A 21430-nucleotide genomic window follows, 5' to 3' on the forward strand; every position below is an offset into this window, starting at 1 on the left:
GCAACAGGGGATCGGACTGACTGCCGTACAGACCTTCACAACAGGCAGACATCCGGTCTTACGCTTGAATCCTGCTAATTAACGCTGGTAGTCCGCTTTCAGAGCCTGAAATTTGCAAGGCTCCCGACTAAAGCGGGTCATGTGAGTGTCCATGACTTCGTTGAAGATCCTGAGAAAGGAGTTCGTGCTGATCGGCGCGGCTTATAAAACACTGGCCGCCAAAGGCTACGGAGTACCCGGACGTCTCGTCTGGTGCGCCTCTGACACAGGGCTGACAGCTATCATCAACCGTATACAGGGCAAACACAGCGGGGATTTCATTGACTCATGTCAATTCCTATCCCTCGAAAGGGCGAGCATTCTACCTGTTTTTTCGGAATGAGTGTACTGTTTTCCGCCGTGAGTGTGCAGGAGTTTATGTGTATAGAGGCATAATTCAACGAAACCTTTTCGGTCAGGGCTTAATCAATGAACAACCTGTTGACTGCAAGATCACCGCCTAAGGAGCAATCCGCACCAGAAACGTAAAACGTTTTAGCTGTCAGCACCAAGATCCCATTCATTCATTGATTTTTTCCACAATTCAAAGACTTCTTTGCTGATACTCATCCCTAGATGTACGGCATTGGCCCATTCAGGTTCTTTAAGCTTTCCAGTCATAACCATCATTAGTAGAAAATTATTGTTATATTCATTTAATTCATTATTTGGTTCACTCTCTGAGTCACTATCCAAGTTATCTGGACCACTCTCTGAGTCACTATCCAAGTTATCTGGACCACTCTCTGAGTCACTATCCAAGTTATCTGGACCACTCTCTGGGCCATATACTAATTCACTTGAACTCAAGACTAGCTGAGTTGATTGTTCTTTAAACAAGACATAATATATTCCTTCGTCTCTAAATACAGTCAATTCTTCTAGTAATTTTAGAGGAGGCACCTTATACCTTTGTGCAATCTCAACGAATCTATCTGGAGTTACTTTATTTTCATACATGATTATCAACTTCACATCATTTAAGGCCTTTTCGAATTCTTGACAGGAGGAGGGGCTGGAACAAGCTCCTTGTTCAACCTTGACAGAAGGCAGCATATAAAGAGTGACTTGATGATCTGGCTGTGACACATGGTGACCTGTATAATGAACGGATAAATCACTGTTCATCTTCTTTAACAAGAAGCTCGGATAAGGCGTTTTAAGTGACCCTTCCTGAAAAAAAAAACCTGCTAACACTTGTAACGATTGACTGTCGTCCATCTGGATCACCTTCCGCTGTATCCGGCTTTCGACCAGAATACCCGGAAGGTAAGCATCGCCACTCTTATCCTGACGATCAACTGTCGAATGATCATGTTCTGCAACACTTTTCAACAAAAATCTGAAGGAACTGATTAGATGATTGGTTGTGATGACAATAGGCTTAACATCTGCTTCTCCGGTACAGACTAAAACAGCTTTAGAAACTTTCTGGCAGGCATCGACAGGTTCAGATACCCAGTTTTTAACCGCATCATGAAACTTCAGATACAAGGTACCCGGTTTAGTGGGAACAAAAATAAGCTCGTTCTGATCTGAAAGAGCAATGGCTAAAGCTGTAGTTTCAGGAGTCTGTGGATTTTTTAAATAAGCGTTAAAGCGACGTTCCCTGGGCGAAAATGTAACCTGGGTGGCTTCAGAAGAGGTCAACTTTTTACCGCTACCAACTTCGGCATTGGACATCCAGCAAATAACGTCATTGCCATAAAAATTGCAATAACTATTCATATTTGCCTGCAACAAAGCAGGGAGAGAACAAAGCAACAAAACACACAAACGACCAGTTCGCTTCTGGCGGCGTCGTCCTGTTTCTTCCCCTCCTGATTGAGCATGAGTAAGAGACTGCATGATGCTATAAAACCTCGTCATTTAGCAGACGAGGAGTATAGATCCTGACAGAAAAGACAGATGTTAAATTTACATTACTGCAATCAAAACCGGGACGGATTTTTACCCGAAACACCACGATAGAACGCTTGAATCTCAGCCAGATCCTTCTCGTAATCACCGGTTGGATGAAACATAGGGCCAAAACCTGCCACTTTGCGCTTGTAGTCAAGAAAGGACATGGCAATGGGTACATTGGCTCCCGCAGCGACATGGTAAAAGCCACTTTTCCATTTTGTGACTTTACCCCGTGTGCCTTCAGGTGAAAGAGCAATAAACAGGTTGTTGTTCTGGTTGAACTGATCAATGGTCTGCTGGACCAGCCCTGTGTGCTTACTACGTTCTACAGAAATGCCACCAAGAAAATGCATAATTGGCCCCATAGGGCCTTTAAATAACGAATTTTTCCCCATCCAGAACACTTTTAGCCGGAAAGAAAAGGCCATCAGCATCATGAAAATAAAATCCCAGTTGCTGGTGTGGGGGGCCGCAATGACAACACACTTGTCAACCGCTGGCAGCTGGCCTTCTTTCTTCCAGCCAGCCAGCTTGAGAATGCCGCTCGACAGCAGGCGCAGGGTGGTGTTGATCACCGGAGTATCAAATATGGTACGACGCATGAACTCGGACTATGTCAGTAAAAGAGTAAATTGCTCTGATTATACGGCATCCGGGTAGTCGTCACAGTCAGACATTCTTACTAAGTACTCAGCCGTATGAAATCGACATTTTTTGGCTTATTAGGCAGAAGCTAGGAGCCTTTCGGACTTACCACTGACCTACTGCGAAAAAGCCGGATTTGGCCATTTTTGACGATCCTTTTCGTTGAATAGCTCGCTATTCGCCTCAAATGATCGTCAAAACTGTCTCAAACCGGTCTTTTTCTCGCTACGGTCGGCTAAGTCCGACAGGCTCCTAAGCAATATATGGCGGACTTTATCACTTCCAGATCAGTTTACGTATGCCGGTCACGTACTTGGAGTGTCGGGAGGCAATCATAGGACAGGTGCCCATCAATGCAGACAGTTCGTCTTCAAAATCTCCGGCCGCTTTCAGCTCGAGAAGATAATATTGCCCTAAAGGCTGGAAGTTGATCAGATTGGGCCGGTCACTGTAACGCTGGTCATAGACAACAATATTACTGTCTATGGTTGCTCTGATTTTCTGGCAGGCTGAAACGTAATACTCCCTGCTATAAGAGCAAATCAAAATCGGCATAACACCGTTTCCAAGGATAATACGTCCTTCCTCGGGTAACTGGCTATAACAGTCTCTTAGCACTGAACGCCAACTACTGTTTTCCTGCTCTAAATGAAGCGGGGCATCAAAAATAATCTTGCGCCCTTTGCCTGATTTTTTGAGTTTAAATTCCAGCTTTGCATTATTGGCTTCACCAATATCACCGTACCAGCGTATGCGATTTTTTTTGCGCTCACTGATGCCATTCAGATTGGTTTCGTACATAGCCAGATCGCAGCTGTCCAGGTACAGGCTGTTAACAACCCTCGGAGCATAGTGAGTTGAAAACAGCAGAGGGTGAGTCTTAAGCCATACCTGAAACTTTTGGGCCTGCGTCATCGGTATTGGAATTTTTACTTCAAACCTGAATTCATCCATTACTTTGGCTTTTCCGATTTCATGATGCCCTTGTACAATGCTTTTATATTCACATCTTCAGAGCCTAAAGCATCACCATCAATGGTCATGACACTGCCTTTTTCAACCAGTGTTTTATCGACGCAGTTAAACTGAACACAGGTAATATCATTGGCAATTAATGACGCCGGACCGAAAATAGGTTTCTTGGTATAACTCATCAACGAGTATTCTTTGATACCCTCAAGCGTCACATGACTGGCTTTCACTTCAGACCGGTCTTTGACCGCTATGGCAACATTGCTGTTTTTTATGGTGCTGTTGTCAACAGCCAGCTGACTGGATTCACCGGCTGAAACCGCCTTGTCACTGATACCTTCAAAATAACTGTTGCTGATCGTTAAGGCCGAACCACTGGTGTCTATGCCATCACCACCTGATACCAACCCAACATTGATAAACTGGCTGTTATTAACTTTGCCTCCACAAAAATCACAGTCAAAACCATCTGAAAGTGCGTTTCTAATGGTCAACCGGTTAATATCAATCTGGCTGTTAATGATATTCAGAGCATCTTCAGAAAGGTTATCCTGAATGTTCAGGTGGTCAATCATGACATTCTGATTAATAAAATAAACAGCGCCCCTTGGTCGCCAGAACCCAAGCTTGGGATTTCTGGCTTCAGTCACGATCAAATGACGAACCTTGCTGTTCTTTACTGCACCGCTACCAAAAACGGTCAGTCCGGACCAGGCATCGCTTTGAGGTTGTTTATTGAATGTCACCGGGTTGCTTTCCGTGCCATTAACATGGAGTTCACCAAATACCATTAACCCGGAGCCTTTCGAAAACGAAAGCTCTGCCCCTTTTTGAATAGTGACTTTCCAATCCGCCGGTGTCACCAGATAATCATCAACCTGCCATTTTCCAGCCTGTATTTCCCAGCCTTGTGACAATCTTTTGATAAATGGGTAGTTTTTCAGTACCGAAGACCCGGAAGGGCGCGGTATAAACGACAAAGCACCTTTATTAAGAATAAAGGAATGAGCTTCTTTCTTTTCCTTTGGATAAGAAGCCAGTACTTTTAACTGTCTGGTTTCTTCAGGCAAAGAGATGTCGAGACGTTCACCAGACTCCACCTGCCGTGGCAAGCCAATAATTTCGGAATCAATCGCTAATTCACGGCCGTCAGCATAGACATACTTTACTTCCCGAACTTTTAACGAACGGGCATCAGGATTTAAGATCGATAAAACCGGCTCATTGCCGGAAGAACGAAAGGCGGTTTTGAATTCCCAGGGTAAAACCGCTTCCATGGACTGCATAGGCAAATGCAAATCAGGGCCCATCCCGCGAAACTGAGAACAAGGCTCGTTTTTATAATCAGTGTTCAAACAGTCCGCCTGTTCCTTCATTTGAGCAAGATCGTAATCACCCAGTAATGGAGAGCTGGCATGCAGTTTACGTGTGAACGCCTTCTGCTTTTCCTGAAGCTCGCTGATCAGAGATCCGCTATCTATTTGTTCCCGTAAGTGAGCGAGTGCTGCCTGATAACTGTTATTAATCGCCTCATCAGAAAGCATCACCCGGCTAATCAGGGAGTCATCCGTCGGCTTTTTCATTAACCGCAAATGACGTGATACCGCGACATCCACATCACTCTGAATGGGTTCAAGCCTTGCTGTGTGCGGATTATAATACCAGCGCCAGTTATTCCAGGTCAGGGAGTGCCAGGCTCCCCAGACATCCACGGTCGCCAGATACTGTCCCAGTTTTTCAACATCAAAAACATCGCTGGCGCTTCGCTTGCCATTAAGAAAATCACTGATCAGGCTCATGGCCACTCTGCGCTGATTGCCTAATTCTTCTTTTTTCAGCACTGTATTACTCTGGATCACTCTGGGCTTGAGTTCACGGTGTACCTGACCACTGTCATCAACCGTCTCAGACAGCAAGTCCAGACGAACGACCAACCCTTCGGTTCTGTGGCTTCCAGCTATCAAATCCTGACCAAAAGCCTGCTCCAGCAACATAACGCCCCAGTCTTCCCCATTGACAATCACACTCACCGGCGTCTGTCTGGGTGAGATAATATCAAAGCCAGCCAGCTCCATGGTTTCCCTGAACAACTCAGCGCCCTGATGTTGTCGAACACTGGAACTGATCAACGCAAAACGACGGGTTCCGAATATTGCCTTTCCCTTTTTTAAATTGACACGAATCGACCAACGGTCTGCACCATTTACATGATCCAGCATGTCACCCTGCAATCGGAAATCAGCTTTATAAGCTATACGGTCATAATACAAAGTGCCTTTCGCCGTTTGTCTGTCTTCAGGAATTCGTCCCGAAGCCATTGCCTGCTTTCGATCCTCGGCGAGCTTGCGCATTTCTTTGTATTTAATATCCAGCCGCATCACCGGCTGGTCGCGATCGGCTGCAAAAAACTTTTGGGGGGCTTTTATAACATCACCGACAAACTGAACCGCTTTGTCTTTAGAATTTGTGTGTAACGCACGGTACCCACCCTGAACCAGCATAACCTTTACCAGTTCCAGAGAGGGTAATAAAAGAATCAAGCTTAAAGACAGCGCCCCCCAAAAGAACCACTTCTCTCTTTTGGAGATAAAACTGGCCTGACGATCAAGGCGTAGCTTCATGGCTATAGACCTGAGATATCGTTTTGTTCAAGTATCGATATTTCAACATGATTGAACTTGCTATCCAGTTCGCTCATGATCAAATCCAGTTGTTGCGCACTATCAACATTGATAAAGAACAGGGCATCCACTTTTGACTCGGAATAATCAAGCCGACTCAGCTCCATTCTTGTCACATAGTTAATGAGTACGTTCTTTAAACCGGACAGTACAGTGTCTCTTGAAGAGCCTGTGTCCATCGAATAGCTGACCGACAGGAACAGAGCGTTTTCATGGAAAGACTGTGCAGTCTTCTTTCTGGAAAAGATCAATAGCACCAGGATGATAAAGCAGGCCGCTATGGCAGCAAATGTCTGACCCGCACCAAGCGCAATCGCTATACCAATATTCAAGAACAGGTACACCAGCTCTTCAGGCTCTTTAATAGGCGTTCTGAATCGTACAATAGACAAGGCACCCACAAGACCCAGCGCAAGCGCCAGAGAAGCCTTAACGACGGTAATAATCAGAATGATTGACAACATGAGGGTTGGAAACAGTCTGGAAAAGTCCTTTCTGTTACCAAAAGCCTTTGAGTATTTCCTGAAGTGGATGCCTATCAGGTTAGCCAGGGCATAACCAATGAGTAGGTTCAAAGCCAGAGATGCCAGACTGATACTGGCATAAGGAAACAATGTAGATTTGATATCCTGCGGTAGATAGGAAATCAATAAGGGATCAACGGATTCCAACATGTTTCAACCTTCCTCTATTAAGGAATAGTCCCAAAATAACTTCCATATTTCCGTCATTCCCGCGAAGGTGGGAATCCACCACGAACAGTGGATCCCCGCCTTCGCGGGGATGACGAACTAAAACTGAAGAATCGGGAAGTTATTTCAGGACTTATCCTAAGCCTCTATTCAATTCCCATGTTGAGAATTTGTCTGAATCGCCAGTGTTCAACGCAAGGTCAAACACGGCAAATTCATGCACTAGAGCCTGTATCGACAGGTTTTATAAATGTTTAATCCGACTCAATTGAGCTGAGTTTTCGGGTAGCAGATGTTCCTCTCCGCTCAAATTTCATCATTCTGATCGCCATAAAAGAGATAAGCGTATAAAGCCCTCCACTGCCAATCACCACGCCCGGCCAGCCTTTCGCTTCCCAGCAGGCTATCAGGTAAAAACCGCCCAAGCCGCCCCCCGCGTAATAATGAACCAGATACAAGGCGTTCGCTGTCGCTCTGGCCCGGGTTGCTTTCTGGCTGACCCATCCATAAGTCATAGAGTGGGAAAAGAATGAACCACTACTGATGAGCAACAAGCCAATAATCATGGACTGCACACTGTCATGGACTGCCACCAGTGTTCCCAGAAAGCTAACAGCAGTTCCAAGAAAAATGCCTGACGGCACACTCCATCTGGACTTCCAGTGACCACTTAAACGCGCCGTTATGCTGCCACTGAGGTAACAGAGGAAAATCATCGAGGCTACGCTGACCGGCATTGAATAAGGCGGTGCCACCAGCCTGAGCCCCATCACCGTGAACAGGTTAACAAACAGCGCAAAGTTAACGCCCCCAATCAGCATGGCAATCCATAGCTTCGGCGTTTGAATATGAGCAACCACCTGACGAACATGAGAACGCAGACTCACTTCCGGTGCAGGTGAAAACTGCTTTGCCTTTGGTAGCAGTATGTAGACGACAATAGCCCCTGCCAGACTGAACAGAGCCATAACAACCACCGCTAACTGCCAACTCCAGTACTGAGCGATTACCCCCCCAAATACCCGGCCAGTAATACCACCGAATGAGTTGGCACTGACATAGGCTCCCACAGCAATCATCAGCGCCTTTGGTGAAAACTCTTCTGCCATATACGCCACAGCCACAGCAGTAAAACCGGCAAGGGAGATGCCCATAGCTGCACGCGCGAGGGTCATGCCAAGCAAAGAGTCCGTTGCCAGAACCATCAGTCCAACCACCGGCAGCAAAGATAAACTGACCATCATGACCTTATAACGCCCAATCACTTCAGAGCAGATTGCCCATGGAATCAGAGTGGCCGACAAAGCCAGCGTACCGCCTGCAACCAGCCAGTTCACCCGGGCTGCACTGACAGAAAAAGCCTCTGTCATCACCGGCAACAGGGGCTGAAAGAGATAGAGGTTACAGAAAATAAGAAAACCACCTAACCCCAAAGCTAATCGGGCTCTGCGATATTCCGTGGTGTTGAGATCAATCATGAGTCTGAAGCGTATTTATTCCTTGATACTCTGAACACTAACAAGCTTATTGAGATAATAAAAATATATAATTAATATTAAATTGATATCTTTTTTTAATAAATGAACTACCCCGGAGCAAGCTCCGGGGTATCAAGTTAGCTCTTGAGTAGTTCGCAGCAAGCTGCGGGGAATTAGACCCAAGGCTTCGCATTAAACTAAGCCAATCATGAACCCGCGCCATCTTCACTACTTTGTCACTCTGGCTGAAACAAAGCACTTCACCCGTGCTGCAGAAAAGCTGCATATCGCCCAACCCGCCCTCAGCATTGCTATCAAAAAACTGGAGCACGAGTTTGATCTGCAACTGTTTCGCCGCAATGAACGACAGGTATCGCTAACCAGTGAAGGCAGCGTATTGCTGACTCATGCCCGGCGTATTCTGCAACAGATTGATGGTGCCAAACTGGCCATGGCGGAACTCAAAGGGCTGGAAAAAGGAGAGGTAAAGCTAGGCATGCCCAACATGCTGGGCTCTTATTATTTCCCGGAAATACTGATCGCGTTTAAACGTCGATACCCCAACATCAGGCTCACTCTGGTGGAAGCGGGCAGCCACTCTATCCGCAAAAAGCTGTGTGAAGGCGAGCTGGATCTGGGCATTATCAGTAGCGACCAGATGGAAGAGGAGCTACTGTCAAAACACCTCTTCAGCTCTGAAATCACAGCCGTGGTGGGTAGAAATCACCGGTTCAGCAACAAATCCACCCTTACCTTTGATGAGTTCTTTCAGGAAGAACTGGCCATGTTCAAATCCGGTTACTTCCACCGTGAATACATTGATGCCGTATGCAAACAGTACGATTTTTTACCAAAATACGCCTTTGAAACCAATCTTCTACCCATGATTCTCAGCGCCGTAAGGCATGATTTTGCGATTACAGCACTTCTAAAAATGGTGGCTGACCATGAAGACGACATTGTTTCGATTCCTTTTGCCAACCCGATCAGGCTGGATATCGCGATCAGCTGGCGGAAGAGGGGGTATCTGTCTGTTGCTGAGCGAGCCTTCATCGAATTCCTAACAACAGAAATCAATAAAAAATGACCTGTACACGACGACTTGTCCTGTGCAGGTCATTGTCTCAATCAATGAGAATCACTGATTTTTCATTGCCTTGCGAATACACAGGCTGGCACCACCGACGGTTACACCAAACCCGAACACCATCATAAGAATTGCACCAACAGTCATGATCAGGCCTCCGCCGCAGAATTAGAAGACAATGGGCGACTTTGAGTCAGCAGTGTGGACAACACCAGCATCACAGCCATCAAGCCCCAACCCAGCAACAGAATGTCAGACGTTGCATAGCCACCGTAGTTTTCAGTCACCGCCGTCACCAGATTGGTTGCAACGATCACCAGCAGAATACCAACGCTCATAAAGCGCAGGCAGAAACTCCACCAGCTACCGACTGTAAATTCGGAAATACCATTAATATGGCTCTGCAGTTCCGGCAGTTTGCGGAATATCCAGCAAACCAGCACCAGCTCGATCAGGCAGCTACCCAGCAGGGCAACGTTATTCATAAAATAATCCACCAGATCCAGCAGCAGCAGACCACCATTGGTGGCAAAGGCCAGTGAAATCACTGCACCTGTTCCGCACATTACCGATGCGGCTTTCTTACGACTCCAACCCAGTTTATCCATCACAGACGACGTAACGGCTTCCACAATTGAAATGTGAGAACTCAAACCAGCCACCACCAGCGCAGCAAAGAACACCGGGCCCAGTAACCAGGGCATCGGCAACATGTTAATCGCTGTAGGAATGGTCACAAACGCCAAACCAACACCGGCACTCACCACCTCGGTAATTCCCACGCCCTGTTGAGCCGCCATATAACCGAGAACAGAGAAAATCATCACGCCGGCGAGCAATGAGAAACCACAGTTGATAAACACGGTCATGAATGCATTGTTGTTGATATCAGACTCTTCAGGCAGGTAGCTGGAATACGCCAGCATGATGGCAAAGCCAACACTCAGGGTGAAGAAAATCTGACCATAGGCTGCACTCCAGACCTTGGGGTCAGACAGTTTGCTGAAATCAGGCTGGAACATCCAGTTCAAACCATCAACCGCACCCGGCAGGGTCAAGACACGAAGAGTAAATAACACCACCATGATAAACAGAACCGGAATCATGACTTTACCCAGTCGCTCAATACCGCCGCGAACACCGGTAAACACCGCATAAAACGTGACACACCAGGCCAACAGCAGAGGAACCACAATATGCCACTGCAACGAACCCAGAGAGGTTGGGCTGTGGTCGCCTAAGCGGAGGTACTCACCAAAGAAGAATGCATTGGCATCGCTGCCCCACCCCTGTGAAACAGACAAGCCGAAGTAGGACATACCCCAGCCAATAATCACCACGTAGTAGCAGGCAATAACAGCTGCTATGAAGACCTGAAACCAGCCAAGCACTTCAGTGGGAGGAGACAATTTTGCAAAGACTTTCGGCGCTGAGCCACGCATCTTGTGACCCAGACCAAATTCCATAATCATGAACGGAATACCAGCGGTCAGCATGGCGACAAAATAAGGAATCAGAAACGCGCCGCCGCCATTTTCATAAGCCATGTAGGGGAAACGCCAGATATTTCCCAGTCCGATTGCTGAGCCGACTGCAGCAAGAATAAACCCGGTGCGCGAAGCCCACTGTTCTCGTTTCATAAATACTCCGAAACTGCAAAAACTCTCTCATGCCCGCTGTCATCCGGCACAAAAAAGTACGAGAAAAAGTGATTGTGAATGAAGCAATTTGGGCAGATATGCCTTATTAGCCTCGGGTGTCGCAGAAAAAAGAAAGCGATTTTATTGTGCTTGTTTGTCTGAAGTTCCGGTCATGCTGGGTAACAGACACAACGGGAATGCGACGGGCGCAGCCGGGTAAGCTGCCAACTAAGATATAAACAAAACGACAGCAATGGTTTATTGATGCAGATCAAAAAACCATTGCTGAGGAATAAATTGCTGTGAGATAAATTGCTGAAGAATAAACTGGTCGTTTATGGGTAGAGAGGATTCAGGATCATTCCACAACCTGTCAGCGGCCTGCCATCCACCACCAGACTGACACTGACGTCAAAACGGTCACCTTTCATAGTATCAACACAAGGTTTGTCTTCAATGGATAGCCAGAGGCTATGCTCCGCATCTTTCGCTGCAAAAACCAAAGGGCTTTTGTTGGCATGGCTGGACTTAGGCGTCGCTATTCTAAACGACACGGTTCCGTAATCACCAATGTACAGCATGTCGCCCTGACGGCTCAGTTCCAGTTTCCAGCCCGGCTCATTACCCATGGCAATGAAGTCTGCACCTCTGTAGCGAGCGTCTTCCCACAAGCTCTTGCGCCGGTCAATCACGCACTGGTAGCGTTGTGAGCCATCATTAAAGTACGCCTGATCACCTTTACCCTGCAGGCTGATTTTGCCCTGACTGTAGTGAAAACCGGCCTCGACTGAATTGCGCCTTAATGTGTGTGAACCGTCTTTTAAATCAACCGTGATAGCATCCTCTGTACCATGGGCAGGGAAGCCAAAATCTTTATCACACTGATAATAAAAAGCGGAACCCTCTTTGCTGACCACCGGCAAACGCTCTTCCGGCTGATGATGAACGGCTGGTGACGAAGCACAGCCTGCCAGTATCAGGCAGCACATTGAAGCGCCTGATGTTCTCAGAGACACAACACTCATTGAGATACTCCGGGGTAAAATAGGCAGTGGATGAAGTATATCGAAATCTTATCAGCAATTGCTTGTTAAAAAGGTCTCAACTTGAATGCTTTACCACAACTTTCAGCGCATTCTTAACTTTTGTTGCCGCTTCCGTGTGCGCGTTTGTCTTTAGCACCCGAATGAAGTCCTGCAAATACCCACTCAGAGCCATAAGATCTTTGCAAGCCTGCTTCTCAACAGAGAAATCCCGACCTTTTTCAACGAGCGATGATCGCAAGCGGCTGACCGAAGATTCAATAAGTTCCAATTGCTCAGTCAGCTCGGCTCGCGCTGTGTCAGGGGAATAAATATTACAAATCTCATATTTTCTCACCAACTTCGACAGAGTTTTTTCCGTCAGCTGTACCGACTTTTGCCAAGGCATTTCATAAAGTTTCTTCTCGGAATCACCGCACCGGTACTGAGAACAATCCGTTTTTCCGGAAAAGCGATTGACATCAATAATGACCTGACCACTCTTCACGGCTGCAGTTTGAGGCAAATCGGCTGCTGGGTTAAAGAACGCATTCAATACACCCATTTGCTCTTTTAAACCAGACATCAAGCTCAGCATATTCAGCCTTGAGCACGGGTCATGAATAGCATCTTCAATATGGTCTTCGCCCGGTTTCCAGCCGATTCCCTGAGAATCTCCCGTTTTCATTGAAGATCTTGTACGAACACTTCTTGTCGTTTTAGCAGGAATCTCGTTTGACAGAATACTGGATTGATCCATATCTTGCTTCGAGTGCTTACCAAGCAGGTGATCGATGATTTTTTCTATCCTGTACAGTTCACCAATGCCACCCTGACAAACAGCAAGAGCATTCATGACCTCTCTGGCTTCAACACTCCCGGGCTGGCTGTCCTGTAGCAGCTTATTCAACCTCTTCTGCACGTCATAAGTACCCATGATCAATCTGTTGACACATTGAAAGGAAGCATTCAGGCGAACAGTTATGCCGTCTTCATCAAGCAGCCCGGAAGAACCATGCACAATGTCCCACAGCCCTTCCATAATCATCTTTGCCAGTGTTGCCCCGTTGACCCTGTAAGCTTTCAGAGTCTCATAAAACTCCCCATAGCCCAGCTGCGTCAGAGTATCTCCGGAAATAGTCAGCGAATAACCTCTGGCAGCAAGGCTGGTCTGCTTTTCTTCAGAACATTTCTCCTGAGGTGGCTTTTGTTTTTTGGCCGCAGGCTCCTCTGTAACAGAGCCTGCTCTCTTGCCCGGACGCTGCCTGATATCAGCCTCTGACACGTCCTGCCATCGGAACCTGTTTTTACTATTGCCGTGCAAAAGTGAATTAACCTTACTGTCAATATCTGAAAGGTATTCACAGGCAGTTTCGTAAAATATTTCCGGACTCTTCAGACCACTTCGATTCAACTCATCAATGGTTTTTTTTCTGTCTCCGAACAGGGACAGCCATTCATACAGCTCTGGTTCGTTGCTTTGAACAGCTTTGGCTGAGCACCTCCGGTCCCCTTCCTGCCACCTGTCATTACGGAAATTGTGATAAACAACCCCAATATCCGACAAAGACTGTCCATAGATTTTAGTTTCCATCCATGGGGGCATAAAACAGTCCTTACCTGTACGTTGCTTTTGCAACGCAAGATTATCCAGACTTCTCTCCAGACAACGCTTCTCAGTCCCTTCACTACTCCATTGTGTATTGTAAGGATTCCAGACCAGAGGCAGTTCCCACCAGGGAAGAGGCAAATTACCCAGACAGATATTCAGGCAGCGTACTATTTCTTCCTGTTGATACTGATCAAACTGACAGTCATCACTACAGGCCATATCCAGCCGGATCAGAGTGCTTATCAGCCGGTTATATAAAGGCCCGTTACCTTTTAGAAATTCCCGCACGGTTTCAGGCTGTTCAAAAGCCTTCCAGCACGCCGTTAAACACGCAAATTCTTCGCTGAAGGCCGAAAACCAGTCAGGCATTTGTAATGGCAGCTGTATCGCTTTGTTCGGATCGAACTGCTCACTGTCGCTATCACTGCCACTGATACTTTCCGGTGTTTTTGGGGTGCGGAGCTTCAAGTCCGTGAAAAGCTTTGGAGGTGGCAGAGGCATCTGAAGCTGTAACTGTTTCTTTGCACCTTGTGCAAGCCGAACGGGTAGCCGTGCAAACTCTGTGGTTTGCAGATCTTCATTACAAGTGCGGGTGTCATGTTCGGTGACGGGAGTGATAATGCCTGGCTGCTTTACTCCATCCATTTTAATACCTCTCTTCCATGAAAGCTTCAATGGATAGACAAGCATTTCTAAGCAAAGTTTCCACTAAAGAACTGTTTTTCCCTTAACGAGCCCGGAAGCCTGTCATTGTTGTCCCATCAGCCGACGTCGGAGTTTGGGGTATGCAGTGTCGGGAGACAGCCAGATATCAATAAACGCCTGAGCAAATTCTTGTTCAATAGTGGCTCCCAGCACCTGATCAGCCTGAAAAAACTGACCTCCTCTATCAGAAAATACAAAAACCAGCTGATCGCCTTTGCGTACATCAGGCCAGATCGACGACAGCTGTTCCAGCCACAAGGTTCGGCGAGACGCTGGAATGCCCAGATGCTGCCACTGATCATCAGTGGCTTCCAGCAGATCATCCCGATCGATATCCCTGCGATAGGTAATCACCAGAGCCAGCGGTTTCTGGCCAGAAACAAAATCACCAGCAGGTGTTCGCAGCTCGGAATCATAAATAGTCCAGAAGCCCCAGGTCAGTCTGCCCTGCCCAACGGTTTTCCAATCCTGCCAGCTCTGAGAACTATTCCGAGAACTATCTTGAGAACTATCTTGAGAACTGGCAGGTGAATGAAAACTAACGAGCAACAAGCCCAACAAAACGATAAATTTCATGGGTCAACGTCCTTGTGTTTGTTGATCAAAAGCCTTTAGCCACCTTAGCCCGAGCACCGAAAACAGAGTCCAGCAAATCGAGATAATCATGGCTGATGTTACCAATCCCAATGGCAACAGCACCGCTCCCAGCCGTTCACCAGCCAGATAACTTGCCATGCCTCCGACACCGCCCAGAGCAATCATGACATAAGGCCGCCGACACACGATCAGTTCCCGGATATTCCATATAAAGGTGGAAAACCCCAGCCACAAAACCACCAGCCAGAAAGGAAACAAAGCCGCTTCAAAAGCGTATACCCCAACATGCGTCAGCATGGCATCCATGATGATGCCCGGGATTGCCAGTGACAGGGCAAACAGTAACCCCCGGGGAGCAAGCCACCAGCTGATTAACAACATAATGCAGGGCAGCCAGATAAAGTGTGACTGGCCAACAACCGTAACGAACCAGAACAGGTTGAACGAGAGACCGACAGCCACCCATTTAAAGTTTGAAGACATAACGTTGTGCAATTCCATTGCTATAACCGTTTAATATTACGCCTCCCAAAGGGTTTCAGATCAAGTCACCAAACAGCATTCACTAAAAACACTGCCAGACATCTGATTGCAATAGGGCTACAATTCTGTCGTTTTAACTTGCCATGGGGACGGCATTATTAAACCCATAGCGTTGTATCTATTGGCTGCTTCTGCGGTACATGCCTTTATTCTGCTCAATTCTCACTGGTGGACAGCTCCGGCGATGCCCGGTTCGGATTCACACCACCGGATCATAACTCTTAAACTGAACACGCCCTTGATTCAGGAAACCGCCTCCACTCAGGAATCACAGCCAGAACCTGAAATACCGGAACAGACAGATACCCTGACGGCTTCTGTTCAACCTGAAAAAGCCTCAAAACAAACACCTTTATCAAAGCCAATGGAGTCCAGGCTCACTACGCAGGCAGTTCCGCTCAAAAAAGCACCTTCTTCAGCAAAAGAAACTATCAAAGAAACTATCAAAGAAACTATCAAAGAAACTATCCAGCAAGCGACCACCACGAACACAACACCTATTGATCAACCAGCTACCGAACAAGCCGCAGAGGCATCGCCTCAAACACCCTCTGGCAGCGACAATGATTTCGAGCAATGGCTGGCAACGCTGCAGAACGCCATTAATCAGGCCAAAACCTATCCTTATCAAGCCAAACGACGACACCTGTCTGGTGATGTTGAAGTCATGCTGCAGGTCGATGCGGATGGTTCGCTGATCAGAGCCGACATTATTCGAGGCCAAAAGGTCTTCCATCGCAGCACAATGACTGCTGTTCAAAACGCTTTTCCCACCTCACCCACAAACAAAAGCAGACCTGTCACTGTTCGTCTGAACGTTCATTACCAGCTTCGATAAGACTTCGGTATATCCCCAGATATAACAAGAAACCATAGTCCTATAAAATGACAGCCTCCACCGGTTTCTCATAAGCACCATCCCAATGACTCAAACCAATAAAGCCGATGTTGTTATCTTTCTGATAACCATTCTGGCGGCAACAGGCTGGATATTCACCAAAATGGCCACCGGAGGCATGCCGGCACTGCTGTTTCTTGGTCTGCGTTTTACCTGTGCCGGTCTGGTGGTGGCGTTATTTTGCATCAGGCAGTTGAGTCAGCTTTCGGGCAAACAGATTTTGATGGCTACCCAGACCGGGCTGGTTCAGGCGATCGGTCTTGCTATCTGGGTCACGGCTATCAGCCTGTCAGAACAACTGAGTGAAGGCGCCTTCATTACCAGCACACTGGTGATTATGGTGCCCTTTGTTGGCCGTCTGTTTTTTGGAACTTCTATCCAGCGAGAAGTGTTGATTGCCCTGCCTCTGGCCTGCATCGGTCTGGCCTTGCTGGCACTGGACACCAGCTGGCAGTTTGAACCGGCACAAGTTCTGTTTCTGATTTCTGCCGTGTTTTTCGCCCTGCATATCAATCTGCTCAGCCATTTCGGTAAAGGTGTGCCCGCATTACCAATGACCAGTATCCAGCTCCTTATGGTGGGTGTTGTTGGGCTACTGGGTTTTACCCTGTTTGAAACTCTGACCGTTAGCATCAGTGCAGATATCTGGTGGTGGCTGGCTGCCTCGGTATTGATCGCCACCAGCCTGAGGTATTTTATGCAAACCTGGGGTTTCAAATACTCTAACCCGACTTATGCTGCCGTCATTATGATTCTCGAACCGGTCTGGACTTCCCTGATGAGTGTTGCCGTACTGGGGGAGTCACTGACCAGTAGAAACATTTTGGGCTGTCTGGTGATTCTGGCCGCCCTGTTAATCACTCGCTATCAGCAACTGCTTGCCCTGTTCTCCCGCCAAACAGGGGATAAGACCGAAGCTTATTGTCAGACAGAACAGAATGTCTGAATGATGAAAATTCGTCCGTTCCTGAGCAAAAATATAAAAAGCCTGCTGGGTCTCGGCCTGCTGAGCAGTATGCCGTTGATTTTCAGTTCTGTAGCGGCTGCCCTGCTGTTTCGTCACGAGGCTTTTCTCCATGAATTGACCGTCTTTCAGTGGTTACCTTTGTATCTGCTGAGTGCCTTCACCATGGCTCTGGCAATGACGCCCAGTACATTTATAGCTCTGGTCAGCGGGTACTTTCTGGGCTGGAGTGCTACAGCCATGATGCCGGGAGCCTATTTGCTGGCCTCTGCCCTGGGTTATAAGGCAGGCCAGCTGCTGGATGGCGGACAGCTGCAGAACAGTCTTCAAAAACAGGAGAAAGTACAACGTTTTCTGGATGATCTGCGTCTGCGGGAATGGCCTTTGATGATCATGGTCAGGCTGTCACCGGTACTGCCCTTTTCTGTGATGAACCTCTTATTGCCCGCCATCAATGTTAAATTCAGCACCTTTCTGGTGGCTGGTTTCTTTGGCATGCTTCCAAGAACACTGTTTTCCATCTGGCTGGGCATACAGGCGAAAGGCATCATGAACCTGCTGCAATCCTCCGGAGACAATCGTACCAGCGCTGCTTTTTTGATCATTATTACCGTTCTTTCAGTGACAGGACTCTTCTGGATCGTACAGAAGGCGGCACAGAGAACGCTATCAGCAAAAAATCAATAGCCTACATAATTTCGACTACGCTTATCGCAATTACAAAAAATACATTGGTAAGCGATGAAAAAGTTTGTCTGGCTATTGCCGCTTCTTTTATTGCCCCGGGTTTATGCCGCAAACCTGGCTTCCTCCCATAAATCCTATGATTATCTGGGCACCGTTCTCATTGGTAACACCGAAGATCAACCCGTACTCGGAATATCTTCCATACGCTACGACGCAAAGACTGACCAGTTTTTTCTGGTGTCGGATGACACCGGAACCATTCCCAACCGTTATGGACAGCTCGCAAAACCCCGTTATTACACCATTTCAGGAAAGGCGGTTACCTCCGTTCTAAATCCGCAGCCACATCAGCTGAGTCCTTCATTCGTTAACGAGGTTCAGTTAACCGTAAGTCCTGATGAGTCTCAGTGGACCAGCAGAAAGAACTGGATTCAGGATGGGCACGTTGATACCGAAGGGCTGGCGTTGTTTAACAACAGTCCGGATCTCCTGATTGCTTCGGAACAGGGCGCAACCTATCCCATCAAAACCTATCGGATGAACCAGATCTGGGATGTCTACAACATGATTCGGATTCCTGATGTCGATGTTGTCGCGTCATTACTCGTGGTCGATCGCCACTTGGGACTGTTGAAGCGTCGTTACTATTTTCCCACTTACTATCAGACGTCATTGACCCGATCGACCTTGAAGTACATATCCCCGCAACGGTTTATGAAGGCTTATGATGCAATAACAGGCGAAGACATGGGCCTGCAGAGAAATCGCGGGGTCGAAAGTATCGACTTTATCCCCGGAACCAACGACCTTATCGCTATCACCGAAATGCCTCTGCGTCAGGATATCAAGCCCTGGAAAGCAAACCACAAAACACCGCCTCCCAGCAGAATCATTCACTTGTCGCTGGATGAATTCCGAGACGAAGGTTACCGCTTCTATCCAAAAGTCCAAAAAGAGCTACTCTATGGCGTAGCCGAAATGCCTGACGAATACACTCAAAATACTAAAGCCACGATTAAAACAGGGGTTTCGGACATAGTTGCTTTGAGCGCATCACAATTATTGGTGGTTGAAAGAACCCGGATAACCTTTGATTCTGACAAAGATGACAATCAACAGGACAAACCCGTTTCCATCACAGAAATTTATCGGGCCGACCTTGATCTCGACCCAAAATACCATGTCACAACAAAACCAAGACTGACCGCTGAAGAGATGAAGAATAAACGCGTGGTTAAAAAACATCTGGTATTCAGTACATTAGAAGCATCAGCACAGGATGTGTTTGAAAACATGAATATCGAAGGAATCACCTTTGGGCCAGAGTTCAATGGCAGAAAAACCATTGTGCTGGTTAACGATAATGATGCCGCTGAAGGTAAAGACACCAAACTGATTTTTCTGGCTGCTGATTAAAATGAAAGGGGCTACTGCAAAGCAGCCCCATCGCCTCTGCCCATTTCCTGCCAATAAACTACTTAACCCAGCCAGAACTCTGCTGATATAGTAAGTAACAGTCTGACAATAACCGCACTAACAAAAACAATGGAACCACAATGGCAGATAAACCCCTGAACGGCTTGGCTGCACGCCTGGTGGTCAATCAACTGGTTGATGAAAAGGCTGTTCGATCTGCCCAGACCAACGCAGACAAAGCGGGCAAAACCCTCAATCAACAGCTGGTAGAAGATAAACTGCTCACTTATGCACAGCTGGCACTGGTGACTGCCGAAGAATTCGGTATTCCGGTGATCGATATTTCTGCCTTTGACCCTGAAAATGTTCCCAGTGATCTTGTAAAAGAAAAACTGGTTCGTAAGCACAAGGTCATGCCGTTAATCAAACGGGGTACCCGCCTGTTTGTCGCGGTCGTCAACCCTGCCGACCATCAGGCTATTGATGAAATTCGGTTCAGCTCAGGCCTTGCTACCGAACCGGTACTGGTTGAAGAAAACAAGATGGAAGCGTTCATTGACCGGGTTATCGATGGCAGCGGCAGCGGCCTTGATGACTTTGATGATGACGAGTTTGAAAATCTTGATGACCTGGAAGTCAGTGCCGTTGATGACGGCGGCGAAGACTACAACGGCCCGGCAGAAGACGACGCACCTGTTGTAAAATTTGTGAATAAAATGCTGCTGAGTGCCATTAAAGGCGGTGCTTCCGACCTGCACTTTGAACCTTATGAAAAAAGCTACCGGGTTCGCTTCCGTACAGATGGCGTATTGCATGAAGTTGCCAAACCACCTGTTAATTTGTCGCCAAGAATAGCCTCCCGCCTGAAAATCATGTCAGCTATGGACATCTCCGAGCGTCGTAAACCTCAGGATGGCCGTATTAAAATGAAACTGTCCAAAAGCAAGGCCATTGATTTCCGGGTCAACACTCTGCCAACGCTCTGGGGAGAAAAAATCGTACTCCGTATACTGGACCCTTCCAGTGCGAAAATGGGTATTGACGCACTGGGTTATGAGGAAGAACAGAAAGCCATGTACCTTGAAGCCCTTGAGCAGCCACAGGGTATGATTCTGGTAACCGGTCCAACCGGTTCAGGCAAAACGGTTTCTCTTTATACTGGTCTGAATATCCTCAACACCCCGGAACGTAATATTTCAACCTCTGAGGATCCTGTCGAGATCAACCTTGAAGGCATCAACCAGGTGAACGTCAACCCTAAACAGGGTATGGACTTCTCTCAGGCTCTCAGAGCATTCCTTCGACAGGATCCTGATATCATCATGGTGGGTGAGATTCGGGATCTGGAAACGGCAAACATCGCCATTAAAGCAGCCCAGACCGGCCACATGGTTATGTCAACGCTTCACACCAACAGTGCCCCGGAAACCCTGACACGTTTGCAGAATATGGGGGTTCCGTCGTTCAACATTGCAACCTCTGTCAGTCTTATTATTGCCCAGCGTCTGGCAAGGCGTCTGTGCACGAACTGCAAAGTAAAAGTCGATATTCCCAAAGAAACCTTGATGGAAGAAGGCTTTACCGATGAGCAGGCCAGTGAGGCAGTTATTTATGGTCCCGAAGGTTGCGACCAATGCAGCAAAGGCTACAAAGGCAGGGTGGGTATTTATGAAGTTGTAAAAATTACACCTTCCATGCAGCAAGTTATCATGGAGGAAGGTAACTCTCTGGAAATTGCCAAGGTTGCCGAAAAAGAAGGCTTTAATAACCTGCGCCAATCTGGATTACTCAAAGCACTGCAGGGCATCACCAGCCTTGAAGAAGTGAACCGGGTAACACTGGATTAA

Annotated in this window: 18 protein-coding genes; 6 read left to right on the forward strand and 12 right to left on the reverse strand. The window is 47.3% G+C overall.

Annotated elements, in window-relative coordinates; all coding sequences use genetic code 11:
• Positions 1–534: 534 nt before the first annotated feature.
• From EZMO1_RS21125 to EZMO1_RS21150, 6 genes are all read right to left on the reverse strand, one after another.
• Complete coding sequence (locus tag EZMO1_RS21125; protein WP_145912688.1) at positions 535–1887, reverse strand: hypothetical protein; 1353 nt, start codon at positions 1885–1887, stop codon at positions 535–537.
• 83 nt (positions 1888–1970) lie between these two features.
• Entirely contained in the window at positions 1971–2546 is a 576-nt protein-coding gene (locus EZMO1_RS21130) for a lysophospholipid acyltransferase family protein (protein WP_034878183.1), read from the reverse strand.
• A 319-nt stretch (positions 2547–2865) separates the two neighbouring features.
• Positions 2866–3543 carry a polyphosphate polymerase domain-containing protein gene (locus tag EZMO1_RS21135; RefSeq protein WP_034878184.1) on the reverse strand — a complete coding sequence of 226 codons (678 nt, stop codon included), beginning with the start codon at positions 3541–3543 and terminating at the stop codon, positions 2866–2868.
• On the reverse strand, positions 3543–6182 hold the full coding sequence (locus EZMO1_RS21140; RefSeq protein ID WP_034878185.1) for a CotH kinase family protein: 2640 nt from the start codon (positions 6180–6182) through the stop codon (positions 3543–3545). Before EZMO1_RS21140 ends, EZMO1_RS21135 begins: the two co-directional genes overlap by 1 nt.
• 2 nt (positions 6183–6184) lie before the next feature.
• The gene (locus EZMO1_RS21145; RefSeq protein ID WP_187300037.1) at positions 6185–6916 is read right to left on the reverse strand and encodes a DUF4956 domain-containing protein; all 732 of its coding nucleotides are present in this window, start codon (positions 6914–6916) and stop codon (positions 6185–6187) included.
• Between the two features lie 272 nt (positions 6917–7188).
• Complete coding sequence (locus tag EZMO1_RS21150) at positions 7189–8412, reverse strand: MFS transporter (protein WP_034878187.1); 1224 nt, start codon at positions 8410–8412, stop codon at positions 7189–7191.
• Between the two features lie 208 nt (positions 8413–8620).
• Between EZMO1_RS21150 and EZMO1_RS21155 the strand changes: the two genes are divergently transcribed.
• Positions 8621–9499 (forward strand): LysR family transcriptional regulator, encoded by an 879-nt coding sequence (locus EZMO1_RS21155; RefSeq protein WP_034878189.1) that lies wholly within the window; start codon positions 8621–8623, stop codon positions 9497–9499.
• A 51-nt stretch (positions 9500–9550) separates the two neighbouring features.
• Here the strand turns inward: EZMO1_RS21155 and EZMO1_RS25905 are convergent, their stop codons facing one another.
• The 6 genes from EZMO1_RS25905 to EZMO1_RS21180 all read right to left on the reverse strand — a co-directional run bounded on the left by EZMO1_RS25905 (position 9551) and on the right by EZMO1_RS21180 (position 15576).
• Positions 9551–9646, reverse strand: a complete 96-nt coding sequence (locus EZMO1_RS25905; protein WP_086936436.1) for a MetS family NSS transporter small subunit — start codon at positions 9644–9646, stop codon at positions 9551–9553.
• A gap of 2 nt (positions 9647–9648) precedes the next feature.
• A complete protein-coding gene (locus EZMO1_RS21160; protein ID WP_034878190.1) occupies positions 9649–11139 on the reverse strand; it encodes a sodium-dependent transporter in 1491 nt (496 codons plus the stop codon).
• Between the two features lie 335 nt (positions 11140–11474).
• The gene (locus EZMO1_RS21165) at positions 11475–12164 is read right to left on the reverse strand and encodes a hypothetical protein (protein ID WP_145912689.1); all 690 of its coding nucleotides are present in this window, start codon (positions 12162–12164) and stop codon (positions 11475–11477) included.
• Positions 12165–12240: 76 nt separating this feature from the next.
• A complete protein-coding gene (locus EZMO1_RS21170; RefSeq protein ID WP_034878193.1) occupies positions 12241–14418 on the reverse strand; it encodes a hypothetical protein in 2178 nt (725 codons plus the stop codon).
• A 102-nt stretch (positions 14419–14520) separates the two neighbouring features.
• Positions 14521–15054, reverse strand: coding sequence for a chalcone isomerase family protein (locus EZMO1_RS21175; protein WP_034878194.1), 534 nt, complete (start codon positions 15052–15054; stop codon positions 14521–14523).
• A 3-nt stretch (positions 15055–15057) separates the two neighbouring features.
• Positions 15058–15576 (reverse strand): DUF2878 domain-containing protein, encoded by a 519-nt coding sequence (locus EZMO1_RS21180; RefSeq protein ID WP_051790465.1) that lies wholly within the window; start codon positions 15574–15576, stop codon positions 15058–15060.
• A 163-nt stretch (positions 15577–15739) separates the two neighbouring features.
• Between EZMO1_RS21180 and EZMO1_RS21185 the strand changes: the two genes are divergently transcribed.
• The 5 genes from EZMO1_RS21185 to pilB all read left to right on the forward strand — a co-directional run bounded on the left by EZMO1_RS21185 (position 15740) and on the right by pilB (position 21430).
• Positions 15740–16456: a TonB family protein gene (locus EZMO1_RS21185; RefSeq protein ID WP_145912690.1), complete on the forward strand. Its 717-nt coding sequence runs from the start codon at positions 15740–15742 to the stop codon at positions 16454–16456.
• Between the two features lie 85 nt (positions 16457–16541).
• Positions 16542–17462 (forward strand): DMT family transporter, encoded by a 921-nt coding sequence (locus EZMO1_RS21190; protein WP_051790466.1) that lies wholly within the window; start codon positions 16542–16544, stop codon positions 17460–17462.
• Positions 17463–18167, forward strand: a complete 705-nt coding sequence (locus EZMO1_RS21195; RefSeq protein ID WP_034878196.1) for a TVP38/TMEM64 family protein — start codon at positions 17463–17465, stop codon at positions 18165–18167.
• A gap of 54 nt (positions 18168–18221) precedes the next feature.
• Complete coding sequence (locus tag EZMO1_RS21200) at positions 18222–19583, forward strand: esterase-like activity of phytase family protein (RefSeq protein ID WP_034878198.1); 1362 nt, start codon at positions 18222–18224, stop codon at positions 19581–19583.
• 140 nt (positions 19584–19723) lie between these two features.
• On the forward strand, positions 19724–21430 hold the full coding sequence (pilB, locus tag EZMO1_RS21205) for a type IV-A pilus assembly ATPase PilB (RefSeq protein WP_034878200.1): 1707 nt from the start codon (positions 19724–19726) through the stop codon (positions 21428–21430).

It is taken from the genome of Endozoicomonas montiporae CL-33 (assembly GCF_001583435.1).
GTDB classification, from domain to species: domain Bacteria; phylum Pseudomonadota; class Gammaproteobacteria; order Pseudomonadales; family Endozoicomonadaceae; genus Endozoicomonas_A; species Endozoicomonas_A montiporae.